Genomic DNA, 22,874 nt, shown 5'->3' on the forward strand with positions numbered 1-22,874 from the left:
CTACGGGCCATAGTGCTTGCAGATTTCCTCCCAGATATAGGCGCCGCGAAAGCGGATCCAGCGGATGAACAAGCGGTCGCGAAAGGCCTGCCAGCGGCTGCTGCGCCGCAGTGCCAGGCTATCCTCGATTTCCTCCAGCAAGGACTCCCGCTCGAAGCCGATCCAGATCTCCGGGATCACCGACATCAGGTTGATGTAGCACACCGGCGCCACCTCTTCGTAGAGAATGCGCTCCACCTCGGCCCGGTCGTAGGCCTGGGTTTCCCGGGCGATGTAGGCGTAGTCCACCTCGTTGTCGACAAAGGCGTCCGAGAGCAGGTAGCGGATGGTGTCTCGCTGTACCGGGGGGATCGGGCTTGAAGGCATGTTGGGGCGGGTCCTTCCTGGTGGCCGGCGACAGCGGATTCTATCTCGGCGCAATCATCCGTGTCGGCGCCGTGCCATTGGCATTGTGTTGATAGATCGCCACGGGCTGCCCCTGCTCATTGAAAAACACCTGGCCGATCCCCGACGAGTTCCACAGCCGCTCCCCGGCCTCGGCATGCTCGGGCACATGGGGCATCACCTTCATCCGCCGGCGCTTGGTGAACCAGTTCAACGGCGAGCGCGGCGAGTAGAGCCAGCGGTTGAGGCGGTCGAACCATTCCAGCAGGGCGGCGGGGAATTCGTTCTTGATGCCGCTGCTGGTGATCTGCCAGATCCGCGGGCCGCCCTGGCGGTGGCGGATCAGCACTTCGTAGACGAAGGAGTAATGCACATCCCCCGAGAGAATCACGTAGCTGCCCGGGGTCCGCGAGTGGCGGAAGATGTTCAGGATTACCTGGGCGGAACCGCGATGGGCCATCCAGTTCTCCGCGTCCACCAGCAGCGGGTAGCCGCACCAGCTGAAGACCTTCTGCACCGTTTCGATCAGCTTGACGCCGAAGATCGGCGCCGGTGAAACGATGATCGCCGAAGGGTGATCCAGCAGTTCGTGTTGCAGTTCGCTCAGGGCTTCCCAGTCCAGCAAACCCGAGGGCTGGCCCAGGTTGGACTCGCTGCGCCAGCGCCGGGTGCGGGTGTCCAGCACCACCAGGGCCGGGGTGCTGGGCAATACGTATTGCCACTGTTGGAAACCCAGCAACTGGTCGATCAGGTCGTTTTGGGCCTGGCATTCCAGCATGCGTTCCGGAGTTTGTGCCGTGGTGCTCAAGGCGCGGGTGTGTTCCAGCAGTTGGGCGAAGGCATCCGGGTTGTTGCCCCAGCCCTGGCACAGCATGTAAGCCAGCAGCGCGTTGCCGATGATGCGCTTGGAGAAGGGATGGCCGTAGGCGGTTTCTTCCCATTGGGCGCTTAGGTTCCAGTCGTCGGTGATGTCGTGGTCGTCGAAGATCATCAGGCACGACAGGTGGGCAAAGACCCGCGCGGCACCCTTCAGGCCCTGGACAAAATCGTCGATGCGCTGCTGTTCCCGGGTGTAGCGCGTTTGCTGTTCCGGCGTCAGTTGCGGCGGCTGCGGCGTGATCAGGGTCCAGGGCAGCGGCGACCAGACCAGCAGGTACATGGCCAGCACCTCGGCGAACGTCACCAGGTGGTTGTCAGCGTTGCTGCTGGTGAAGATCGGCTTTTTCACTCCGCCGAAAAACCGCTCGCGCAGGGTTTCATTGCTCTTCAGCGCCGGGAGCAATTCGGCCCGCTGGTAGTAGCTGGCGCCATGGCGGTACAACGCCTGACTGTCGGCCACCACGGCACCGTCCAACTCTTCATCGAAAAGCCCGAGGCGCTCGATCAGGGCGTGGACGGCCCGCAGCATGGGCCCGGCCACATCGTCGGCGTACACCTGGTCGCCGCTCATCATCAGCAAGGCCGGGCGTTGTGCAGGCTCGGGCTGTTGCGCCAGCAGGCGGTCGACGCAGAGCAAGCCGTCAGCGGACGGGTGATGGGGCTTGCGGCAGGAGCCGTGGAGCAAGTTGTCGATGCGGCTGTGGAGCACGAACTCAGGGGACCCGGCATCGCCATACAGCAGGTGCGGCGCCCAATCGGCAATGGCCCGGGCGCTGTCCTCGGCATCGTTGATCAGCAGGTCATAGGCGATCGTCAGGTCCAGGGGCAGGGCGTCGTCCAGTGCCACATCGATCAGATGGATGAAGGCATGGCGACCGACGGGAATGACCTGGCATTGCTGCGGGTCGAGGGCCAGATCCAGGGTCGCGCTGCCAGCGGGCTGCAGGCGCAGGGTCAGCGCCAATGCCCTGGAGCCCACCAGCCACAGCACCAGCCGCGTCGGCTCCAGGCGGCGCAGCAACGGGCCGGCGAGAACAGGAGGCAGGGCAGTGGGGGGCGTGCTCGGGAGCATCTGCTGCGGGATCTCTAGCGGTTGCAAAGGGGGCGAAATGGTAGCGCAGCCGATGTCGAAGAAACGTCGGTTGCGCGGGCTGGAGCAAGGCTTTTGTATCCGATTATTTATGGGCGTGGGCCCGCATTGCCCGCAAGCTGTTGTACCTGATGATCCATGGCGTCCTGGTGAATCTGCGCCAGCATCCAGTCGATAAACACCTGGGCTTCGGGGGCCGCATCACTGGCCAGCGCGTAGTAATAGCGGGTCAGGGGCTGGCGCAGGTTCGGCAAGGGGCAGATCAGGCGGCCGCTGGCCAGGTCCTTGGCCAGCAACGAGGCCGGGCACAGCGCCAGGCCCAGCCCGTCGACGCAGGCCTGGAGCACGAAGTGCATATGGTCGAAATGCAAGGTCGGCGAGGTACGCAGTGGTTTCAGGCCGCAGTGCTCCAGCCACTTCTGCCAGTCGCTGGCGCGGGTGCGGCTGACCAGCAAGGTATGTCGCGGCAGATCATCGGGGCTGTTCAGTGCTCTGCTGTGCAACAGCGCCGGCGCTGCCACCACCAGGATTTCGTCTTCCAGCAGGCGTTGGGGTTGCAGCGTGGTTGCCCAGCCCGAGCGGCCACGGCGAATCACCAGGTCGAAGGTTTCCTTGGCGGGGTCGGGGAGCAGGGTGCTGGTCACCACCTCCGGCTGGATCTGCGGGTACAGCGCCATGAACTGCGGCAAGCGGGGAATCAGCCAGCGCACCGCGAAGGACGGTCGCACATTGATGATGACCTTGCGCAGGGCCGCGCCGCGGCGCAGGGAGGCGGCTGCATTGGCGATCTGGGCCAGGGCCACGCTGACCTGCTCATGGAAGGTTTGCCCGGCAGGGGTGAGCACCGACTGGCGGATGCGCCGCTCGAACAGCAGCACCCCCAGGTGCTCTTCCAGCAACTTGATATGACGGCTCACCGCGCTGTGGCTCACATGCAGTTCTTCGGCGGCGCGGCTGAAACTCTCGTGGCGAGCAGCAGCGGCAAAGGCGCGGACGGCGTTCAGGGGCGGCAGGTCAGTGATCATGTGTCTAATTTAGTCACATGTATGGCGCAATTAAAGCGTTTGTCAGTGCCGCAACAGAAGGTCACGCTGAACGCCGTTCATGACCTGCCGGTTTGCCTGCCATGCCCGATACCCACGCCCGCACCACCGATAAGGCTTCCGCCCGCGCCGCCTCGATCCTCGGCCTGTGCCTGCCCGGCGACACCTTGCTCTACCTGTTGCTGCCCATGCAGCACGAGGCCTTCGGCGTGACCCTGGCCGAAGCCGGGCTGTTGCTGGCAGCCAACCGCCTGGTGCGGATCTTCGGCTACAGCCATGTGATGCGCTTCTACGCCCGGCGCGGTGATCGCCCGGTTTGCGTATTGGCCGCCGCCACCGCCGCCCTCTGTGCCCTGGGCTACGCCACCTTGTCCGGTTTCTGGTGGCTGCTGCTGTTGCGCCTGGGCTGGGGCTTGACCTACGCGGCCCTCAACCTTTCAACCCAGGTCATGGCCACCGCCGAGCCCACGGGCGCCGCCCGCCGCACCGGCCGCTCCCGGGCGCTGATCGCCACCGGGCCGATGCTGGCCTTGCCCCTGGGCGCGCTGGTCAGCGTCGAATATGGCCCGCGAGTGATCTTCCTTCTTATGGCCCTGACGTCGCTGGTCGCTCTGCTCCTGGCCTTCGGCCTGCCGAGCAAACCCCATCCACTGGCCAGTTCCAGCCGCCGTTTTCAGCGCCCCGACAGCGTGGCGCTGTGGTCCTTTATCGAAGGGCTGGTGCTGGATGGTCTGTTCATCATTGGCCTGTCGCTGCAGGCCGAGCAGCTGATGGCGGGTAATGCGGTACTGGTGGCGGGCGGGCTTCTGGCCCTGCGTTACGTTTCGGAAATGCTCCTGAGCCCCCTGGGCGGCCTCGCTGCACAACGCTGGGGCGCGACGCGGATGTTGATCGTCTTCTCCCTGCTGACCTCTGTGGCCCTGGTGGGCTTTGGTTGCCATTGGCTGATTGTCGGCGGCGCCCTGGTGCTGGTGTTGCGGGCCCTGCAATTGCCGCTGGTGGTCACGGTGGTTGCACAGCGGCATCCGGGGACGGGCAGGGTGCGGGCCCTGGCGGCCAATGCGGTGTGGCGGGATATCGGCGCCGGGGTCGGGCCCTTGATCGCCGGCTTGCTGCTGCCGGTGGCGTCCACGGTGTGGGTGTATTCGCTGGCGGCGGGGTGTCTGGCGGTGAGCGCGTTGGCGTGTCGAGAGGTTGGTGTCCGTGGGGAGGAGGGCAGCCAGGCGTCTGCCGAAGAGGCTTAGGGGCGCCTCTGTGGCCACGGCCAGTCAGATCAGTTAGCGGAGTTCTGTAGGGGCGAGCTTGCGCGCGATCGTCACGAGCAAGCTCGCCCCTACAGGTCTCAGGCCGAGGCCTTGTGTTCTTCTCCGCGTTCAATGCTCTGCGGCTGGCCCTGCTCGATCACCCAACGCAGCAGGTCGGTCACCGACACCCGATGCTTGCGCTCCACCCACTCCATGCCCTCGGGGCTGTAGTGCTCGCTGTAGCGGGTCAGCACCAGGTGATTCTGGTCTTCAGACATGCGCAGGCTGACTTCGCGGCAATGCAGGCTGGCGTTGTCGAGCTTGGTCACGCGTTGCAGCAGCATCAGGGCGTGTTGTTCGCAGGTGGGCACGGGCAGCTCCTTTGCGGCAAGAGGGGCTGGGGCCGAGGCGGGTTTGAGCAGGCGCATGGTCAGGGTTCTCCAGCAAGGGGAAGCCGATGCTGGCAGGTGAACCTTGCGCAAAGATGTCTGCTTTATTGCGTGGCTGAAGGTTTGTTACCACGTTGAAATATATGACGGGCCGCGCCGAATGGTTTTAGATATCGGCTCTTTCCGACCTTGAGTGATGCCTGCTGGTGAGCCGTCTTTTGATCGTGGACGACGACATTGAAGTCCTCGCTCTGCTGAAGAAATTTTTTGTCCAACAGGGCTATCAGGTGGCCGTGGCCACCGATGGCGCTTCGCTGTGGGCGGCTCTGGAGCGGGAGGTGCCGGACCTGATCATCCTCGACCTGATGCTTCCCGGCGACAACGGCCTGACCCTGTGCCAGCGCTTGCGCCAGCAGCACGCCACGCCGGTGATCATGCTCACCGCCATGGGCGAGTTGAGCGACCGGGTGGTGGGCCTGGAGATGGGCGCCGACGATTACCTGAGCAAGCCCTTCGATGCCCGCGAACTTCTGGCCCGGGTACGGGCGGTGCTGCGCCGGGCCGGGGAGAACCGGCCGGTGAGCGCGGACGTGCCGCGGCCCCTGATCAAGTTCGCCGACTGGCAGCTGGACCTGACTCGCCGCGAACTGCGCTCGCCGGACCAGGTGATGATTCCGCTGTCGGCGGGGGAGTTCGACCTGCTGCTGGTGTTTGTCGAGCACCCGCAACGCATCCTCACCCGCGAGCAACTGCTGGACCTGGCCCGGGGCCAGGCCCATGACGCCTTCGATCGCAGCATCGATGTCCAGATCAGCCGCCTGCGGCGCAAGCTGGAGTTCGACACCAAGCGCCCGGCGATGATTCGCACGGTACGCAACGGCGGCTATCTGTTCACCCCCAGCGTGACCCGCCAGTGAAGCTGATCAAGCCCTTGTGGCGTTATCGCCTGCGCGACACCGTGGCGCGCTGGATCGCCCTGACCATCATCATGGCCATGCTCACGGCCCTGGCGTTCAATGCACTGTTCGTGCAGTTGGCCGGGGTCTGGGCTTATCCGCCACTGGCGGAAACCGGGTTGCTGGAGAAGTCCGCGGCCATCGTGCGCATGGTCGAGGCCTCGGAGCCGGGCCAGCGCTCGCGGTTGGCAGCTTCGGTCAGCACCGATCACCTGAGCATTGTCTGGCAGGCGACACGGCAGGGCCTGGATCTGCCGCTGCTGGAAGACTCCGAATACCGCGACGGCTCCGAGGCGTTTCGCGCCTTGCTCGGCCCACCGCAGCGGCATATCGAGGCCTATCAGCCCAGCGACTGGCGAAGCGACCAAGGTCGCTACGCGCTGCTGGTGCAGTTGAGCGACCAAAGCTGGCTGATGTTTTCTTCGGCGTCACGCAGTTGGGGGCTGGAGGAGGGCACGCGCAACCTGATCGTAATTGCCCTGGTGCTGATTTCCACCGGCCTGGTGGCCTTGATTGCCACTCGCCGGCTGGCCAAGCCGCTGCAGCAGTTCGCCCAGGGCGCCCGGCGCTTTGCCGTGGACTTTCGCGCGCCGCCCATCGATCCGGTGGGGCCCCACGAGATCCGTCAGGCGATTCTTGCCTTCAACGCCATGCAGGCGCAGTTGCAGCACTTCATCAAGGACCGCACCCAGATGCTCGCGGCCATCTCCCATGACCTGCGCACACCGCTGACCCGCATGCGCCTGCGCGGTGAGTTCATCGAGGATGCCGACCAGCAGCAGCGCCTGTTCCGCGATGTGGACGAGATGCAGGCGATGATCAATTCGGCCCTGGAGTTCTTCCGCGACGATGCGCGGCTGGAGCAGGCCACCCATTTCGACCTGGCCGAACTGTTGCAGACCCTGGTGGACGACTACCGCGACCAGTCCATGGAAATCCTCTTCACCGGGCCGCCGCGTCTGGTGTATTGCGGCCGGCCCCTGGGGCTCAAGCGGGTGATGACCAACCTGCTGGACAACGCGCTCAAGTACGGTGCGCAGCCAGCCATCGTGCTGGAACAGGGGACGGATCAGGTGCGGGTACGCGTGCTCGATCGTGGCCCGGGGATTCCACCCGAGGCTCTGGAACAGGTGTTTGCACCATTCTTCCGGCTGGAGAGCTCGCGCAACAAGAGCACCGGCGGCGTGGGCCTGGGGCTGTCGGCAGCACGGGCCATTGTCCGCGAACACGGCGGCGAGTTGCGGCTGTTCAATCGTGAGGGCGGTGGGCTGGAGGCGCGGGTGGAGTTGCCGCTGTAGCCGCTGCCGCAGTTGAGGGTTTGCGTCAGAGCTCCATTGCCTCCTGCCCTGGCCCGCTAGGCTTTTTTTCAAGCTGCCCGTAGCGTGACTTGCGCCATCCTGCATTTGCAGGATGGTTTCTGCCCTGGTGCGCCGGGATACTCGATCAGGCACTACCGCGCCCCTGGGCGCACCCTCGCCGAAACCGATAACAACAAGAACGGTGGGCACCATGAACGCAACCCTGGTCGTCCGGAACGCGCCTGCCGCCTGGACATTAATCGATCCGCCTGTGCAGTACCTGGCCCCGGGCCAAGGTTCTGAACATCACGTCTTCCGCTGTTCGTCCACTGGCATGTGCCAGACATCACGGCCTCAAGCGCCGCCCTGAGTTTGTCCTTCCTGCAATCGCACTTCTCTGTCTGTGGCCTCTGTCGCGGGCCGCTATTGCTCGTCCCAAAGAAAGGATCTGCTTCATGACTGGTAAACCTTTAGCCATGCTGGGCGCTATTTTGCTGATCGTCAGTCTTGGCACTCATGCGGCGCAGCCGCCGGTACAGCCCTACCTGGCGCCTCAGGCGCTGGATCTGGCGGCCTTCCTGCCTCCACCACCACTTGCCGGCAGCTCCGAGGACCGCCAGGACCTGGAGACCGTACTGCTGGTCCAGGGCCAACGCACGCCGCAGCAGGTGGCGCAGGCCAAACGCGACGATCATCTGAGCGACGCGGTATTTCCCTTTGCCGGGGAGATTTTCGGGCCGCAGTTCACTCTCGACCGGCACCCGCTGACTGCGCAGTTCTTCCGCCGCACCCTCAAGGACCTGGTGCAGACCCTGATGCCTGCCAAGGCCCATTTCGCCCGCCCCCGGCCTTATGAGCTGAGCGCCGAGGTAAAGCCGGTGCTGGCGCCGCCGATGGGCGAGTCCTACCCCAGCGGGCACACCATGGATGCCTACCTGAGCGCCATTCTCCTGGCGCGGATGGTCCCGGAAAAGCGTGACGAGCTGTTTGCACGGGCCGCTGCCGCGGGGCAAAGCCGAGTGGTGGCCGGGGTGCATTACCCCACGGACCTTGAAGGGGGGCGGATCTCGGCGGTGGCCCTGGCCGTCGAGCTGCTGCACAACCCTGAGGCCCTTGACGACTTCAACCGGGCCCGGCGCGAACTGCGCGCCACCCTGGCCCTGGATTGACCTCCTATCCCTGAGCGCCGGCTACGGGCGGCGCTCCTTCACTGACAAGGAACAGTGCCATGTCCGTGTATCGCACAAGCATTGTGCTGCTGGGGTTGTGGCTGGGCCCGGGCGGTATCAGCCAGGCTGGAGATGAGGACTGGGAGGAGCTGTTCACCGAGGGCGAGGCCCGGATGTTTTTCGATAACCAGTACTTCGCCCGGGATTACCGCAACGGGCCCAACAACAGTGGCCGTAACCGCTACAAACCGCGTAGTGAGCGCAATGGTTATCGCCAGGAGTGGGGCCAGTCGGTGCAGCTGTATTACCGTTCCGGTTTTACCCCCGGGCTTCTGGGCCTGGGGTTCGATGCCTTTGCCATGCAGGCCTTCAAGCTCGACAGTGGCGGTGGGCGCACCGGCACCGGCACCCTGGCGCTGGACTGCAAGGGGCATCCGCGGGACAGCCATGGCAAGGTTGGCGGTGCCCTCAAGCTCAAGGTGGCCGAGGCACAGCTGCGTTATGGCAATTTCACCACCCAGGCGCCGGTACTGGCGGCCAACAACAGCCGGATCATTCCCGGGATGGCCTACGGCTGGCAGTTGCAGCGCGACTGGGACGGGCTGAGCCTGGAAGCGGCGCGGCTGAGTGCCTTGTCCGGCCCCACCGAAAGCAAGGCCCGAGGCGGGATTTCCACGGTATACGGACGTTTATCCGGGGCGCGGATCAATATCGACAGCGCCCAGTACCTGGGGCTGAACTACAGGGGCGAGCAATGGCGCGGGGCTTATTACCTGGGGCAACTGGAGGACGTCTGGACCCAGCATTACCTCAACCTGGGCCACACCCTGGAACTGGCTGGCGAGCGCAGCCTGAGCAACACCTTCAACCTGTATCGCACCCGGGATAGCGGCGCCTCGTTGTTTGGCCCCATCGACAACCTGATCGCCTCCCACGCCCTGGCGTACCGTTTCGATGCCCATCGCTTGACCCTGGCCTACCAGCGCTCGTTTTCGGATACCCCGTTCGACTACATAGGTTTCGGAGACGGCCAGACCGGGCAATCCATCGTCCTGGCCAACTCCGCGCCCTACTCGGATTTCAACGGGCCACGGGAACGCTCCTGGCAATTGCGTTACGACCAGCGCCTGGCCTGGCTTGGGCTGCCGGACCTGAACCTGGGGCTGCGTTATCAGCGGGGCTGGGGAGTGGATGGCAGTCATGCCCCGGCCAACAGCATCTACCGTGGCCTGTATGGCGAAGATGGGCGTCATCACGAAACCGACCTGGATTTGAGCTACACCTTCAGCAGCGGTTCGCTGAAGGGCCTGCACCTGCGGGCCACGCAGATCTGGCATCGAGGCAACAGCGCCCAGGCCGATGGTTCCATCGACCAGTTGCGGATTCGCGTGCAGTATCCGCTGGCGCTGTTCTGAAGGGGCGGGGTGGGACTCAGGACCAGTCGAAGCAGAACAGCACCAGCCCTTCCACCGGTTCGTAGAACATCACGATCAGGTCGGCGCCGCTGATTCCGTAGTGGCTGGCCGGTACGCTGAGCGCGTGCTCGAAGCGCCGGCCAGCGGGGCTCAAGGGCCAGACGTCGATGTCGCCGCTGTCATCCGTGGCTTCGACGATATCCATGGGAAATTCCACGGTTTCCACCCAGTTGCCATAGCCCTCGGCGATGCCGGCCATCTGGTCGATGAAGGTCATGTGGTAGTCGCTGTCCTCCGGCCAGGTCAGGCGGCCGAGTTCCTGGTAGCGCTGGCGCGAAGCCTGGTAGGTGGCGTGCTCTTGGGCGTAATGGCGTTGCAGGCTGGCCCGCACGTTGCGCCGGGGCTCGGGCAGATCGGCATTGCCCGGGTGCAGGAAGAAGTAGCGCGGGTCGCCGCACAGGCGGTAGCGGCCGTTCTCGATCTTGAAGCCGATCCAGTTGGTCTTCAGCAGTTCGCTGCCAAAGCCGCAGTCTGCCGTCAATTCGCCTACCAGCCCCTCATCGGGTTCGATGGGGCTCAGCAGGTGCAGGCGCCCGGACCAGCCGGGGTTGATCAGGTTGGCGTCGATGGACAGCAGCGGCAGCAGGTGCTCGGCCAGTTCCTGCTGGTCGGCGACGAACACCTCCTGGGCATCGGGGTAGGCGACGGCGCCGGCCGGCAGTTGGGTGCATTCCGGGGTCTGGATCGTGGGCATACAGCGGGTCCTTGCTCAAACGGGAACAACAGGGAAAGAAGGCCGCGCCTCAGGCGCGGCTGTTACGGAAACTGCCGGGGGTAATGCCCACCACCTTCTTGAAGGCGCGGGTCATGTGGCTCTGATCGAAGAAGCCGCAGCTGAACGAGGCTTCCGCCAGGCTGGCGCCGGTGCGCAGCAGGTTCTGCACCTGGGCCACGCGCTTCTGGATCTGGTAGCTGTGGGGCGAGACGCCGACGGTCTTCTTGAACACGCGGATCAGGTACAGCGGGTCCATGTCCACCAGTTGCGCCAGTTCTTCCAGGGGAATGTGCCGGGCGTATTCGTCTTCGAGCTTCTTCTTGATGAACTTGACGGCGCTGCGCTCGGCGCTGGCGATAGCGGCAATGGGGGCGCCGCTGCGTTCGAAGAGTTGGGTCACCAGGTCCAGGAGGATGGATTCGCGCTCCAGGCTGGGTGGGGAATTTTCGATGATCTGGTGTTGCTGGAGGAAGGTCAGGGCAAAGCTGGGGTCCAGGTTCAGGGCATTCTGGAACAGATGGATGTGCTCGGCGCCGAAGCGGCCCTGGAAAATCACCCGGTTGACCCAGCCCGGGTCGAGGTAAAGCATGCGGTACATCCATCCCTGGTCATGCCCGGGGAGGCCGTCATGAATTTCCCCCGGGGTGATGGTGACCACGCTGCCGGCGCTGCCCAAGTAGTAGCTGCCTCTATAGAAGAGTTTTTCCACCCCGCTGCTTATAACGCCTACTGCATACCGATCATGTGAATGCCTGCCAAAAGACTGAGTGCTGTAACGCGCCGATAACAACTCACAGTCGCCTTCTGGTATTCGCCAAAACTGCACGAAATCCTTGTCTGGCCTAAAGACTTTGCCGGGTTGGTGCTCATCCATGAGTTTGTCCAGTTTTGTGCAATACGTTGGAAAAGAGGGCCGCTAAATTTAGCACCCATTTCACAACGCGAGCTAGGGGAAGTGATGCCTACAAAACTAGTTATTGGGGATTACAAAAAGTCTTCATGGTCATTTCGTGCATGGCTGGTTCTTGTAACGGCAGACGTCTCCTTCGAGACCCTTCAGGTCAAGCTGGAACAGGATGACACCCGCCAGCAGATCCTGCGCTATTCGCCCTCGGGCAAGGTGCCGGCACTGCTGCTGGACAAGGTGGTGATCAACGACAGCCTGGCCATCTGCGAGTACGTTGCCGGTGCCTATCCGGCGGCGAACCTGTGGCCCCAGGACCCGTTGGTCAAGGCCCAGGCCCGCGCTGCCGCGGCGGAAATGCACTCCGGGTTCGTCAACCTGCGTACCCAGATGTCCTTCGGCCTGAACACCGGCGATACCCCCGAGCCGCTGACCGCCGACACCCAGGAAGAGATCCAGCGGATCTTCGACATCTGGACCAACCTGCGCCACGCCAGCGGCTCCAAGCAGTTCCTGTGCGGCGACTTCGGCATCGTCGATGCCATGTTCGTACCGGTGGTGTTCCGCTTCCGTCGTTATGGCGTGGCGGTGCCGGCACAACTTCAGGCTTATGTCGAACAAGTTCTGGCCTACCCGCCAGTACAAAAGTGGCTGAAGTTGGCTGCGGAAGAAGTTTGAAAAAGCCGAACTAGTTATAACGAATAACGCTAACTAAAAATTAATGGCTATTTGACGGAAGGCAGAAAAGACCCTGGTGTTTTTTCTGCTTTTTCGAGTCTGACTTTTGTTGCAGGAAGGGGAATTTATGAGTGTTCATAAAGTGACTGCCAAGGATGTTGGCCGTGAAGGGCAAGTTTACGACGTGATCGGCATCGGTTTTGGCCCGGCGAACATCGCCCTGGCCATCGCCATGGAAGAGATGGAATTTGCCGGCACCCGGCTGTTTCTCGAGCGTCACGCGAGCACTCAATGGCAGCCGGAGATGATGCTCTCCGGCAGCGATATCCAGAACCACCCGAGCCGTGATCTGGTAACGCCGCGCAACCCGCGCAGCCGCTACACCTTCACCAACTTCCTGTTCGAGAACGACCGCCTGTTCGAACACCTGAACCTGGGCCTGGAGTTCCCCCTGCGCAGCGAGTTCGCCGAGTACGTACGCTGGGTTGCCGGCTTTTTCGCCCGGGACGTGGCCTACAACCAGAGCGTGAGCCAGATCCAGGTCGACCCGGCCAGCAACCTCTACACCATCACCACCCAGGCCGGCGTGCAGTACCAGGCGCGCTCCGTGGTCCTGGCCCCGGGCCGCACCCCGGTGATTCCGCAGGTGTTCGCCAACGCCGCGGCGGACCGGGTGTTCCACCTGACCCAGTACCTGGGGCGCCTGGCCAGCCTGGCGCAGAAGGGTGAGCTCAAGCGCGTGGCGGTGGTCGGCGGCAGCCAGAGCGCCATCGAAATCATCCTGCACCTGCGCCACACCTACCCGAACCTGGAAATCGTCAGCGTGCAGCGCGGCTACGGCTTCCGCCTCAAGGACACCAGCCAGTTCAGCGAGCACGTGTACTTCCCGTCCTTCGTCGACCAGTACTACAACAGCTCCGCCGAGGCGAAGAAGAACATCAACCGCCACCTGCACTACACCAACTATTCCGCTGCCGATGCCGACGTAATCAAGGAACTCTACGTGGGCATGTATGAGGACAAGCTGCAGGGCCGCGAGCGCGTGATCATCAAGGGGCTCAGCGAGATCCAGGGCTGCACGCCGGACGGCGAGGGCTACAGCCTGTCGCTGCGCAACAGCAGCACCCACGCCACCGAGGAACTGGGCGGGCTGGACGCGATCATCCTGGCCACGGGTTTTCGCAACCTCGGCACCGGCCCCCAGGAAGAACGCTACCCGGCGATCCTCAAGGACCTGGCCGAACACCTGGAGAGCGACGCTCAGGGCGTGATCCGCATCGGGCGCGACTACAGCCTGGCCGCAGCCAAGGGCAGCCATTTGCCCGCGTTGTACCTCAATGGTCTGTGCGAATCCTCCCACGGCTATGGCGATGCCGGCTCCTTCAGCCTGCTGTCGCTGCGCTCGCGGGACATTTTCAACTCGCTGAACCAGCAACTGGGCCTGGCCCAGGCTGCAGAAAAGATCGCTTGAGCCGCTGCATCGAATCCTGAACCTCGACCCCTTTATGTGAGCAGGCAGCAATGGATATTTCAGAAATGGATGAGTTGGGCGTATTTGCGGATGTGGAGTCTTCGGCGCGCAGTTACTGCCGCAGCTTTCCGGTGGTCTTCGACCAGGCCCAGGGCAGTCATCTGTATGACCTGAAAGGCCAGGCCTATATCGACTTCCTGAGCTGCGCCGGGTCCGTGAACTATGGCCACAACCCCAAGGCGGTGAAGGCCGCGGTGATCGACTACCTGCAACGGGACGGCATCCAGGCCGCCCTGGACATGCACAGCCGGGCCAAGCAGGAGTTCATCTACAACTTCCGCAAGATCATCCTGGCGCCCCGGGCCCTGCCCTACAAAATGCAATTCACCTCGCCCACCGGCACCAGCGTGGTGGAGTCGGCGGTCAAACTGGCGCGCAAGGTCACCGGGCGCCGGCACATCGTGGCCTTCACCAACGGCTTCCACGGCATGTCCAACACCTCCCTGGGGCTGACCGGCAACCGTGACAACCGCCAGCCAGGGGTGGATCCCTATGTGTTCCGCATGCCGTTCGACGGTTACCTGGAAGGCCTGGATTCCATCGCCTACTTCGAGCGCCTGGTCAAGGACAACAGTTCCGGCATGGACCTGCCGGCAGCGGTGATCCTGGAAACCATCCAGGGCGAAGGCGGGATCAACGTGGCTTCGGCAGAGTTCCTGCAGCGCCTGCGCCAGCTGACCGCCGAGCACGGCATCCTGCTGATCGTCGACGATATCCAGGCCGGCTGCGGCCGCACCGGGACCTTCTTCAGCTTCGAGCCCTCGGGCATCACCCCGGACATGGTGTGCCTGTCCAAGTCCCTCAGCGGCTACGGCTTGCCGTTCGCCCTGCTGCTGCATCGCCCGGAACTGGACCAATGGTCCCCTGGCGAGGACAACGGCACTTTCCGCGGCAACACCCTGGCCTTTGTCGCCGCCACCAAGACCGTGCAGGAGTTCTGGAGCGACGACCGCCTGGTCAAGCACATCCAGGCCAACGAAGCACAGCTCAAGGAGTGGCTGGCTGAAGTGACCGAACGCTTCGCCGGGCATATCAAGGATGTGCGCGGACGCGGGCTGTTCTACGGCATCGAGTTCCACGACCCGGCCCAGGCCGCCGCGGTGATGCGTGCCTGCTTCGCCCGCCGCCTGATCATCGAGCGCTGCGGTCCGGTGGACCAGGTACTCAAGCTGATGCCGGCGCTGACCATCAGCAGCGAAACGCTGCAGGCCGGCCTGGCGAGCATTTTCGACGCCATGCAACAGGTGCTGGAGCAGGGCAAGTTAAGTGACCCGGACCAGGACGTCGATCCTCTGGTCTTCATTAATGGAGTCGCGCATGTCGACTAATACCAACCGCGCCATCATCGAGCTGACCATTGGTGGCTTGATGCTCAGCCTGTCGGCGCTGGCGGTGGCCTTTGCCCACATCGGCGCCGGTGGGGCCGGGTTCTACCGCATGCTGTTCGCCTCGATCCTGTTCTTCCTGCTGCTCAAGGTGCGGCGCATCCCGGTGCTGCTCAAGAGCGCCAAGGCGCAGCTGTACACGGCCCTGGCCGGGGTGTTCCTGGCCATCGACCTGGTGCTCTGGCACCAGAGCATCTACATCGTCGGCCCGGGCATCGGCTCGATCCTGACCAATTGCCAGGTGTTCTTCATGACCCTGCTGGGGCTGTACCTGCTCAAGGAGAAGCCGTCGATCTACTTCCTGATCTCCATCACCCTGGCGTTTATCGGCCTGTACCTGTTGCTGCTGCCGGAAATGACCAGTGCAGTGGGCATCAAGGGTGTGGTCTATGGCGTGCTCTCGGGCCTGGCCTACGCCATTTGCGTGTATTTCCTCAAGGTCAACACGCAGTTGCCTGACGGTGGGGGCGACAAGATCGCACAGATGCTCAACCTGAGCCTGTGGGCCGCGCTGGTGCTGCTGGTGTATGCCCTGGCCATGGGGGAAAGCCTGGCCATCGTCGATGGGCAGACCCTGGTGATGCTGATCATCTATGGGGTGATGGTGCAATTCGTGGGCTGGTTGCTGGTCAACCGCTCCATCGGTGCCATCAGCCTGGGCCTGGCGGGGCTGATCCTGCTGCTGGAGCCGGTGATCACCTACTTCGTCGATGTGGCGTTTCTCGGCAAGGCCAGCTCGGCGCTGCAGATCGCGGGTGCGCTGCTGACCATCTTTGCGGTGTACATCGGCTCTATCAAACCACCGGAGAAGGTGACGCCGGTGACCGAGGCTGCCTGAGGCCTCGAGCTGATCCAGTGCTCTGATTCATAGATCCGCTCGACTTTTGCTGCGCACAGACCCGCCTGTCTGCGCGCAGTTTTTTTTGCCCGGAATTCAGGCCGACAAGGCCAGGCGCGTGGCTCGCGGATCTGTCGCAGCCTGGGCCTGGGTGCCTTCGTCCTCTTCCAGTACCCGCGAGGCGCGGCCCACCAGCAATGGGTCCGGGGCATGGGCGACTTTCAGGTCCTTGCCCGGGTAGTCCAGCTCGTGCAGGAAGTGGCGGATACAGTTGATTCGCGCGCGCTTCTTGTCATCGGACTTGATCACCGTCCAAGGGGCATCGGCGGTGTCGGTGTGGAAGAACATCGCCTGTTTGGCGGCGGTGTACTCGTCCCACTTGTCCAGGGACTTGATGTCGATGGGCGAGAGCTTCCAGTGCTTGAGCGGGTCGTCCCGACGGGAGATGAAACGGCGCAGCTGTTCTTCGCGGTTCACCGAGAACCAGAACTTGAACATCAGGATGCCGCTGTTGCACAGCATGCGCTCCAGCTCCGGGGTCTGGCGCATGAACTCCAGGTATTGCAGGGGCGAGCAGAACTCCATCACTCGTTCCACCCCGGCGCGGTTGTACCAGGAGCGGTCGAAGAAGACCATTTCCCCGGCGGTGGGCAGGTGCTGGATATAGCGCTGGAAGTACCACTGGCCCTTTTCCTGTTCCGAGGGCTTTTCCAGGGCCACGATCCGCGCGCCGCGGGGGTTGAGGTGTTCCATGAAGCGCTTGATGGTGCCGCCCTTGCCAGCAGCGTCACGGCCTTCGAACAGCACCACGATGCGCTGCCCGGTTTCCTTGACCCAGCTTTGCACCTTGAGCAGTTCGATCTGCAGTTCGTTCTTGGCCTTTTCGTACTCGGCGCGGCGCATGCGGTTGCGGTACGGATAATTGCCCGGCAGCGCAGCGGACACGCTGTCTTCGTTGGAGCCGCGTGGCGCGCTGGCCACCTGCAGGGCCATGGGCTTCTGGCTGATGGCGCTGATCTCGGCCTCGGCGGCTTTCACCGGTGCAGCCTTGCTCGCCGTGCGTGGGCGACGCGGGCGCGGCGTTGCGGGTTTGCGCGGGGTGCTCTTGGCAGGGCTGGCGGAGCTGGCTTCCGGCAAGGCTTTGGGTTGGGTGCGGAGGGTGGATTCTTCACTCATATAAGGAGGGCCTGTGCGTCTCGTTCAAATGTTCACTTACAAGTGTATGGCCCTCAAACGTCGGCTCTTTGACCTCCATCAAGGATGTGCCCGAGAGATGCTTGTATCAGGCGCGCGGGGCCCTGGCGCCGGCTACGGAAGCAATTCCTGCTGATGCACCGCGAGCCTCGGGAATCCAATGGGAGTGTCGCCCCTGGCAGGGGGAGCGACATTCCTCGGAACCTGCATGGAAGGATGCTGAATATGGATACTGATACCGTTGTTCATTCACGCCGCCGTCGTCTGGCGCGTCGCTGGCAAAGTCTGTTGCTGCTACTGGGCCTGGGTGCGCTGGCGCAATCGGCGCTCGCCATCAACGTGGCGTTTGACGGTTCCTGTGCCACCCAGGCTGACCGTACCGCGGTGAGCAATGCCGTGGCCGTCGCTACTACCTGGTCGACCAATGCCTACAACCAGGTCAACAACAATGAAGCGACCTTTCGCCGCAATCAGGACCTGGCCTACCGGACCTGGTTCGGTACCTTCAGCCAGGATCGCTACCAGCGGGTGCGTGCAGTGCTCGACGGGGTGCGTTTCAAGCTCAACAGTGGCAACACCCTGACGGCCTATTGCCGGGTCAACCCGAATGACCCTTGCGACGCGCCCGGGGATATCGCCGCCACCTACGTCAACGCCCGCGGGGACGTGCAGGCCTGGTTCTGCACGGCATTCTTTGCCCTGCCGCCGCGCGTGGGTTTCGATACCCAGGCCGGTACCGTGGTGCATGAACTGACCCATTCCATTGGCCACACCACCGATATCCCCGGCGCCTACGGCGTGGCGGGATCGCAGAACCTGGGAGCCAACCGCCCGAGCGACGCGGTGGAGAATGCCGACAACTACGAGTACTACGTGGAGGACTTGTACGACTGAGCAGGGCGGGAAAGAGGCCCGCAACGGGAGGTGTGCGCCGTGCTGGCACTTTTCTGCAGGCGAAAAAAAAGACCTTGGATTTCAAGGTCTTTTTCATGTTTGGTGCCCCGAGGGAGACTCGAACTCCCACTTCTTGCGAAAACGGATTTTGAATCCGCCGCGTCTACCAATTCCGCCATCAGGGCTCAATGGCGGCGAAGTATAGAGAGGCGCTTACCGTTGGTCAATCGGCTTTCATGGTCAATTTTTGCTTAATCCGCTAAACTTTCCGGCCCTGCTAGACGAACCCCATCATGCGCGTTGCTGACTTTACCTTCGAGCTTCCTGATTCGCTGATCGCCCGCCATCCACTGGCCGAGCGTCGCGGCAGCCGTCTGTTGACCCTGGATGGGCCAACCGGCGCCTTGGCCCACCGTCAATTCACTGATTTGCTTGAGCATTTGCGCCCGGGCGATCTGATGGTGTTCAACAATACCCGGGTGATTCCGGCCCGTCTGTTCGGTCAGAAGGCTTCCGGCGGCAAGCTGGAAATCCTCGTCGAGCGGGTGCTGGACAGCCACCGTGTGCTGGCCCATGTGCGCTCCAGCAAGTCGCCCAAGCCTGGGTCGAAGATCCTCATCGACGGCGGTGGCGAAGCCGAGATGCTGGCGCGCCATGACACGCTCTTCGAGCTGGGCTTTGCCGAAGAAGTGCTGCCGCTGCTGGACCGGGTCGGGCACATGCCGTTGCCTCCTTATATAGACCGTCCGGATGAAGGCGCCGATCGCGAGCGTTACCAGACCGTGTACGCCCAGCGCCTGGGCGCGGTGGCGGCACCGACCGCCGGGCTGCATTTCGACCAGCCGCTGCTGGAGGCCATTGCCGCCAAGGGCGTGGAGACCGCGTTCGTCACCCTGCACGTGGGGGCTGGCACCTTCCAGCCGGTGCGGGTCGAGCGCATCCAAGATCACCATATGCACCATGAGTGGCTGGAAGTCGGCCAGGACGTGGTGGATGCAGTTGCTGCGTGCCGGGCTCGCGGTGGCCGGGTGGTGGCAGTGGGCACCACCAGCGTGCGCTCCCTGGAAAGCGCCGCGCGCGATGGCGTGCTCAAGCCGTTCAGTGGCGACACCGACATCTTTATCTACCCGGGCCGGCCGTTCCATGTGGTCGATGCCCTGGTGACCAACTTCCATCTGCCGGAATCCACGCTGTTGATGCTGGTTTCGGCGTTCGCCGGCTATCCCGAAACCATGGCCGCCTATCGCGCCGCGGTGGAAAATGGATACCGCTTTTTCAGCTACGGTGATGCGATGTTCATCACCCGTAATCCCGCGCCGACCGCTCCCAAGGATCTGGCCCCCGAGGAAACTGTATGAGTCGCACTTGTCGTATGTCCTTCGAGCTCCTGGCCACTGATGGCAAGGCTCGTCGCGGTCGCCTGACCTTCCCCCGCGGCACGGTGGAAACCCCGGCCTTCATGCCGGTGGGCACCTATGGCACGGTCAAGGGCATGCTGCCGCGGGATATCGTCGCTACCGGCGCCGAAATCATCCTCGGCAACACCTTCCACCTGTGGCTGCGCCCGGGTACGGAAGTGATCAAGGCCCACGGTGACCTGCATGATTTCATGCAGTGGAAAGGCCCGATTCTGACCGACTCCGGTGGCTTCCAGGTGTTCAGCCTGGGTGCCATGCGCAAGATCAAGGAAGAGGGCGTGACCTTCGCCTCGCCGGTGGACGGCGCCAAGGTGTTCATGGGCCCGGAAGAGTCGATGCAAGTGCAGCGCGACCTGGGTTCGGACATCGTGATGATCTTCGATGAATGCACGCCGTACCCGGCTGATGAAGACGTGGCGCGAATCTCCATGGAGCTGTCCCTGCGCTGGGCCCAGCGCTCGAAGAATGCCCACGGCGACAACACCGCGGCGCTGTTCGGTATCGTCCAGGGCGGCATGCACCAGGACCTGCGCATGCGCTCCCTGGAAGGCCTGGACAAGATCGGCTTCGACGGCCTGGCCATTGGCGGCCTGTCGGTGGGCGAGCCCAAGCATGAAATGATCAAGGTCCTGGACTACCTGCCAGGCCAGATGCCAGCCGACAAACCTCGTTACCTTATGGGAGTTGGCAAGCCGGAAGATCTGGTTGAGGGTGTGCGCCGCGGTGTGGACATGTTCGATTGCGTGATGCCAACCCGCAATGCCCGCAATGGGCATCTGTTCATCGATACAGGCGTGCTGAAGATCCGTAACGCGTTCCATCGCCATGATGATTCGCCGCTGGACCCAACTTGTGATTGCTACACCTGCCAGAACTTCTCCCGTGCTTATCTGCACCACTTGGACAAGTGTGGGGAAATGCTCGGGAGTATGCTCAATACCATCCATAATTTGCGCCATTACCAGCGTCTTATGGCTGGTTTGCGCGAGGCTATTCAACAAGGTACATTGGCCGCCTTTGTCGATTCCTTCTATGCCAAACGCGGGTTACCCGTGCCGCCTTTAGAATAAGTTCTAAAGACGTTAAGACACTAAATTCTGAAATTATCGGAGTGTTAAATGAGCTTTTTGATCCCTGCCGCGTATGCGGACGCCGCTGCACCTGCCGTTGCCGGTCCTGCTGGCACTGGTTTCGAGTGGATTTTCCTGGTCGGCTTCCTGGTCATCTTCTATCTGATGATCTGGCGCCCACAGGCCAAGCGCGCCAAAGAGCAGAAGAACCTGCTGGGTAGCCTGCAGAAAGGCGACGAAGTTGTGACCACCGGCGGTATTGCCGGCAAGATCAACAAAGTGACCGATGACTTCGTGGTTCTGGAAGTGTCGGACTCCGTTGAACTGAAGTTCCAGAAGGGCGCGATCGCTGCCACGCTGCCAAAAGGCACGCTGAAAGCGATCTAAGTTTCATCTTTTACCAATCGACGGGGCGCGCAAGGCGCCCCGCGTCATAAACGGGCGGCGTGATGCTGAACAAATATCCTCTGTGGAAGTACCTACTGATCCTGGCGGTGCTGGCGATCGGTTTTATTTATTCCGCTCCCAATCTATACCCTGATGATCCGGCCATTCAGGTCAGTGGCGCGAGTACCGCGTTGCAGGTCACTCAGGCGGATCTGGATCGTGCGAGCAAAGCGCTCACCGACGCCGGCATCAACGTCAAGGCTTCTTCCATTGCCGCCAACGGCAAGGGTGGCCTGCTGCGCTTGACCAACAAGGAAGACCAGCTTCCGGCCAAGGATGTAGTGCGCAAGGCGCTGGGCGATGACTATGTGGTGGCGTTGAACCTGGCGCAAACCACTCCGCAATGGCTGCGCAACCTCGGTGCGCACCCGATGAAACTGGGTCTGGACTTGTCCGGTGGTGTGCACTTCCTGCTGGAAGTGGACATGGACAAAGCCCTCGACGCCCGCCTGAAAGTCTATGAAGGCGACGTCAAGAGCCTGCTGCGCAAAGAGCGCCTGCGCTATCGCAGCCTGCCGCAGCTCAATGGCGCCATCCAGCTGGGCTTCAGCGATGAAGACAGCCGTGAGCAGGCCCGTTCGCTGATTCGCAAGAACTTCAATGATTTCGATATCGTACCGGCCGACCTCAATGGCCAACCGGTGCTGCGTCTGGCGATGACCCCAGCCAAGCTGGCGGAAATCCGCGAATACTCCATCAAGCAGAACTTGACCACCGTGCGTAACCGGGTCAACGAGCTGGGTGTGGCCGAGCCTCTGGTTCAGCGCCAGGGTGCCAACCGTATCGTGGTTGAGCTGCCGGGCGTGCAGGACACCGCTGAAGCCAAGCGGATCCTGGGCAAGACCGCCAACCTGGAGTTCCGTCTGGCCGCCGAGCCGGGTGCTTCCAAGGCGACTTCCGAGTCCTTCGAGTTCCGTGAGGGCAATCGTCCTCCAGCGCAGATCGAGCGTGGCCTGATCATCACCGGTGACCAGGTGACCGATGCCCAGGCCGGTTACGACGAGCATGGCCGCCCACAGGTGAACATCAAGCTTGATGGCCACGGTGGCGAGCTGATGAACCGTTCGACCCGCAGCAACGTCGGTCGCAGCATGGCGGTGATCTTCATCGAGCAGAAGCCGATCACCACCTATACCAAGCAGGTGGTCGACGGCGTCGAGAAGGACGTGCCGGTCCAGGCGTTCAAGGAAGAGAAGAAGATCATCAGCCTGGCGACCATCCAGTCGCCGCTGGGCAGCCAGTTCCGTATCACTGGCCTCAATGGCCAGGGCGAATCCTCCGAACTGGCGCTGCTGTTGCGTGCCGGTGGTCTGGCGGCGCCGATGTACTTCGCTGAAGAGCGCACAATCGGTCCGAGCCTGGGTGCTGACAACATCACCAAGGGTATCGATGCGTCGCTGTGGGGCATGCTGTTCGTGTCGCTGTTCATCATCGCCATCTACCGCTTCTTCGGGGTGATCGCCACTGTGGCGCTGGCCTTGAACATGGTGTTGCTGCTGGCCCTGATGTCCCTGCTGGGGGCTACGCTGACCCTGCCGGGTATCGCCGGTATCGTGCTGACCATGGGCATGGCGGTGGACGCCAACGTGCTGATCTTCTCGCGGATACGTGAAGAGATCGCCGCCGGCATGACCGTGCAGCGAGCAATCAACGAAGGCTTCGGCCGGGCATTCACCGCGATTCTGGACTCCAACCTGACCACATTGCTGGTGGGTGGCATCCTCTTTGCCATGGGCACCGGCCCGGTCAAGGGCTTTGCGGTGACCATGTCCCTCGGGATCTTTACCTCGATGTTCACGGCCATCTGGCTGACCCGCGCGATGGTCAACCTGATCTTCGGCGGTCGTGACTTCAAGAAGTTGTGGATTTAAGG

General features: G+C 62.8%; 21 protein-coding genes and 1 tRNA gene. 14 read left to right on the forward strand and 8 right to left on the reverse strand.

The window, feature by feature from the left end; translation table 11 throughout:
• From AC07R1_RS19405 to AC07R1_RS19415, 3 genes are all read right to left on the reverse strand, one after another.
• Positions 1–366, reverse strand: a complete 366-nt coding sequence (locus AC07R1_RS19405) for a DUF7079 family protein (RefSeq protein ID WP_232641913.1) — start codon at positions 364–366, stop codon at positions 1–3.
• A gap of 40 nt (positions 367–406) precedes the next feature.
• Entirely contained in the window at positions 407–2,335 is a 1,929-nt protein-coding gene (locus tag AC07R1_RS19410) for an alkaline phosphatase D family protein (RefSeq protein ID WP_495110853.1), read from the reverse strand.
• A 107-nt stretch (positions 2,336–2,442) separates the two neighbouring features.
• Entirely contained in the window at positions 2,443–3,378 is a 936-nt protein-coding gene (locus AC07R1_RS19415; RefSeq protein ID WP_495110854.1) for a LysR substrate-binding domain-containing protein, read from the reverse strand.
• Between the two features lie 101 nt (positions 3,379–3,479).
• On the opposite strand from AC07R1_RS19415, the gene AC07R1_RS19420 reads away from it, so the two are divergent.
• On the forward strand, positions 3,480–4,640 hold the full coding sequence (locus tag AC07R1_RS19420) for an MFS transporter (protein ID WP_495110855.1): 1,161 nt from the start codon (positions 3,480–3,482) through the stop codon (positions 4,638–4,640).
• A 98-nt stretch (positions 4,641–4,738) separates the two neighbouring features.
• Here AC07R1_RS19420 and AC07R1_RS19425 read toward each other — a convergent pair whose 3' ends face one another.
• Positions 4,739–5,068 (reverse strand): hypothetical protein, encoded by a 330-nt coding sequence (locus tag AC07R1_RS19425; protein ID WP_015636890.1) that lies wholly within the window; start codon positions 5,066–5,068, stop codon positions 4,739–4,741.
• Between the two features lie 167 nt (positions 5,069–5,235).
• On the opposite strand from AC07R1_RS19425, the gene AC07R1_RS19430 reads away from it, so the two are divergent.
• The 4 genes from AC07R1_RS19430 (at position 5,236) to AC07R1_RS19445 (ending at position 9,867) form a co-directional block, all read left to right on the forward strand.
• Positions 5,236–5,946, forward strand: a complete 711-nt coding sequence (locus AC07R1_RS19430; protein ID WP_495110856.1) for a response regulator — start codon at positions 5,236–5,238, stop codon at positions 5,944–5,946.
• Positions 5,943–7,283: an ATP-binding protein gene (locus tag AC07R1_RS19435; protein ID WP_495110857.1), complete on the forward strand. Its 1,341-nt coding sequence runs from the start codon at positions 5,943–5,945 to the stop codon at positions 7,281–7,283. Before AC07R1_RS19430 ends, AC07R1_RS19435 begins: the two co-directional genes overlap by 4 nt.
• Before the next feature lie 455 nt (positions 7,284–7,738).
• The gene (locus AC07R1_RS19440) at positions 7,739–8,452 is read left to right on the forward strand and encodes an acid phosphatase (protein WP_053159966.1); all 714 of its coding nucleotides are present in this window, start codon (positions 7,739–7,741) and stop codon (positions 8,450–8,452) included.
• Between the two features lie 59 nt (positions 8,453–8,511).
• Positions 8,512–9,867 carry an OprD family outer membrane porin gene (locus AC07R1_RS19445; protein WP_495110858.1) on the forward strand — a complete coding sequence of 452 codons (1,356 nt, stop codon included), beginning with the start codon at positions 8,512–8,514 and terminating at the stop codon, positions 9,865–9,867.
• A gap of 16 nt (positions 9,868–9,883) precedes the next feature.
• Here AC07R1_RS19445 and AC07R1_RS19450 read toward each other — a convergent pair whose 3' ends face one another.
• Both AC07R1_RS19450 and AC07R1_RS19455 read right to left on the reverse strand, forming a co-directional pair.
• A complete protein-coding gene (locus tag AC07R1_RS19450; protein ID WP_011063242.1) occupies positions 9,884–10,621 on the reverse strand; it encodes a hypothetical protein in 738 nt (245 codons plus the stop codon).
• A gap of 49 nt (positions 10,622–10,670) precedes the next feature.
• Positions 10,671–11,516, reverse strand: coding sequence for a helix-turn-helix domain-containing protein (locus AC07R1_RS19455; RefSeq protein ID WP_011063241.1), 846 nt, complete (start codon positions 11,514–11,516; stop codon positions 10,671–10,673).
• 84 nt (positions 11,517–11,600) lie between these two features.
• On the opposite strand from AC07R1_RS19455, the gene AC07R1_RS19460 reads away from it, so the two are divergent.
• The 4 genes from AC07R1_RS19460 to AC07R1_RS19475 all read left to right on the forward strand — a co-directional run bounded on the left by AC07R1_RS19460 (position 11,601) and on the right by AC07R1_RS19475 (position 15,978).
• Positions 11,601–12,224, forward strand: a complete 624-nt coding sequence (locus AC07R1_RS19460; protein WP_011063240.1) for a glutathione S-transferase family protein — start codon at positions 11,601–11,603, stop codon at positions 12,222–12,224.
• 127 nt (positions 12,225–12,351) lie between these two features.
• Positions 12,352–13,695: a SidA/IucD/PvdA family monooxygenase gene (locus tag AC07R1_RS19465; protein WP_401020849.1), complete on the forward strand. Its 1,344-nt coding sequence runs from the start codon at positions 12,352–12,354 to the stop codon at positions 13,693–13,695.
• Between the two features lie 65 nt (positions 13,696–13,760).
• Entirely contained in the window at positions 13,761–15,083 is a 1,323-nt protein-coding gene (gene ectB, locus AC07R1_RS19470; RefSeq protein ID WP_011063238.1) for a diaminobutyrate--2-oxoglutarate transaminase, read from the forward strand.
• Complete coding sequence (locus AC07R1_RS19475; protein ID WP_011063237.1) at positions 15,073–15,978, forward strand: DMT family transporter; 906 nt, start codon at positions 15,073–15,075, stop codon at positions 15,976–15,978. Before ectB ends, AC07R1_RS19475 begins: the two co-directional genes overlap by 11 nt.
• A 96-nt stretch (positions 15,979–16,074) precedes the next feature.
• Here the strand turns inward: AC07R1_RS19475 and ppk2 are convergent, their stop codons facing one another.
• Positions 16,075–16,971: a polyphosphate kinase 2 gene (ppk2, locus tag AC07R1_RS19480; RefSeq protein ID WP_161466650.1), complete on the reverse strand. Its 897-nt coding sequence runs from the start codon at positions 16,969–16,971 to the stop codon at positions 16,075–16,077.
• A 426-nt stretch (positions 16,972–17,397) separates the two neighbouring features.
• Here ppk2 and AC07R1_RS19485 point away from each other — a divergent pair, with 426 nt between their 5' ends.
• Positions 17,398–18,066, forward strand: a complete 669-nt coding sequence (locus AC07R1_RS19485) for a M35 family metalloendopeptidase (RefSeq protein WP_053159962.1) — start codon at positions 17,398–17,400, stop codon at positions 18,064–18,066.
• Positions 18,067–18,166: 100 nt separating this feature from the next.
• On the opposite strand, the gene AC07R1_RS19490 is transcribed toward AC07R1_RS19485, so the two are convergent.
• Positions 18,167–18,251, reverse strand: a tRNA-Leu gene (locus AC07R1_RS19490).
• 108 nt (positions 18,252–18,359) lie between these two features.
• Between AC07R1_RS19490 and queA the strand changes: the two genes are divergently transcribed.
• The 4 genes from queA to secD all read left to right on the forward strand — a co-directional run bounded on the left by queA (position 18,360) and on the right by secD (position 22,872).
• Entirely contained in the window at positions 18,360–19,424 is a 1,065-nt protein-coding gene (gene queA / locus AC07R1_RS19495) for a tRNA preQ1(34) S-adenosylmethionine ribosyltransferase-isomerase QueA (RefSeq protein ID WP_495110859.1), read from the forward strand.
• A 14-nt stretch (positions 19,425–19,438) separates the two neighbouring features.
• Complete coding sequence (gene tgt, locus AC07R1_RS19500) at positions 19,439–20,554, forward strand: tRNA guanosine(34) transglycosylase Tgt (RefSeq protein ID WP_162470478.1); 1,116 nt, start codon at positions 19,439–19,441, stop codon at positions 20,552–20,554.
• 48 nt (positions 20,555–20,602) lie between these two features.
• Positions 20,603–20,941: a preprotein translocase subunit YajC gene (gene yajC, locus AC07R1_RS19505; RefSeq protein WP_495110860.1), complete on the forward strand. Its 339-nt coding sequence runs from the start codon at positions 20,603–20,605 to the stop codon at positions 20,939–20,941.
• A 62-nt stretch (positions 20,942–21,003) separates the two neighbouring features.
• Positions 21,004–22,872 (forward strand): protein translocase subunit SecD, encoded by a 1,869-nt coding sequence (secD, locus tag AC07R1_RS19510; RefSeq protein WP_011063223.1) that lies wholly within the window; start codon positions 21,004–21,006, stop codon positions 22,870–22,872.
• Positions 22,873–22,874 lie beyond the last annotated feature (2 nt).

It is taken from the genome of Pseudomonas sp. GW821-FHT07F01, from assembly GCF_059418825.1.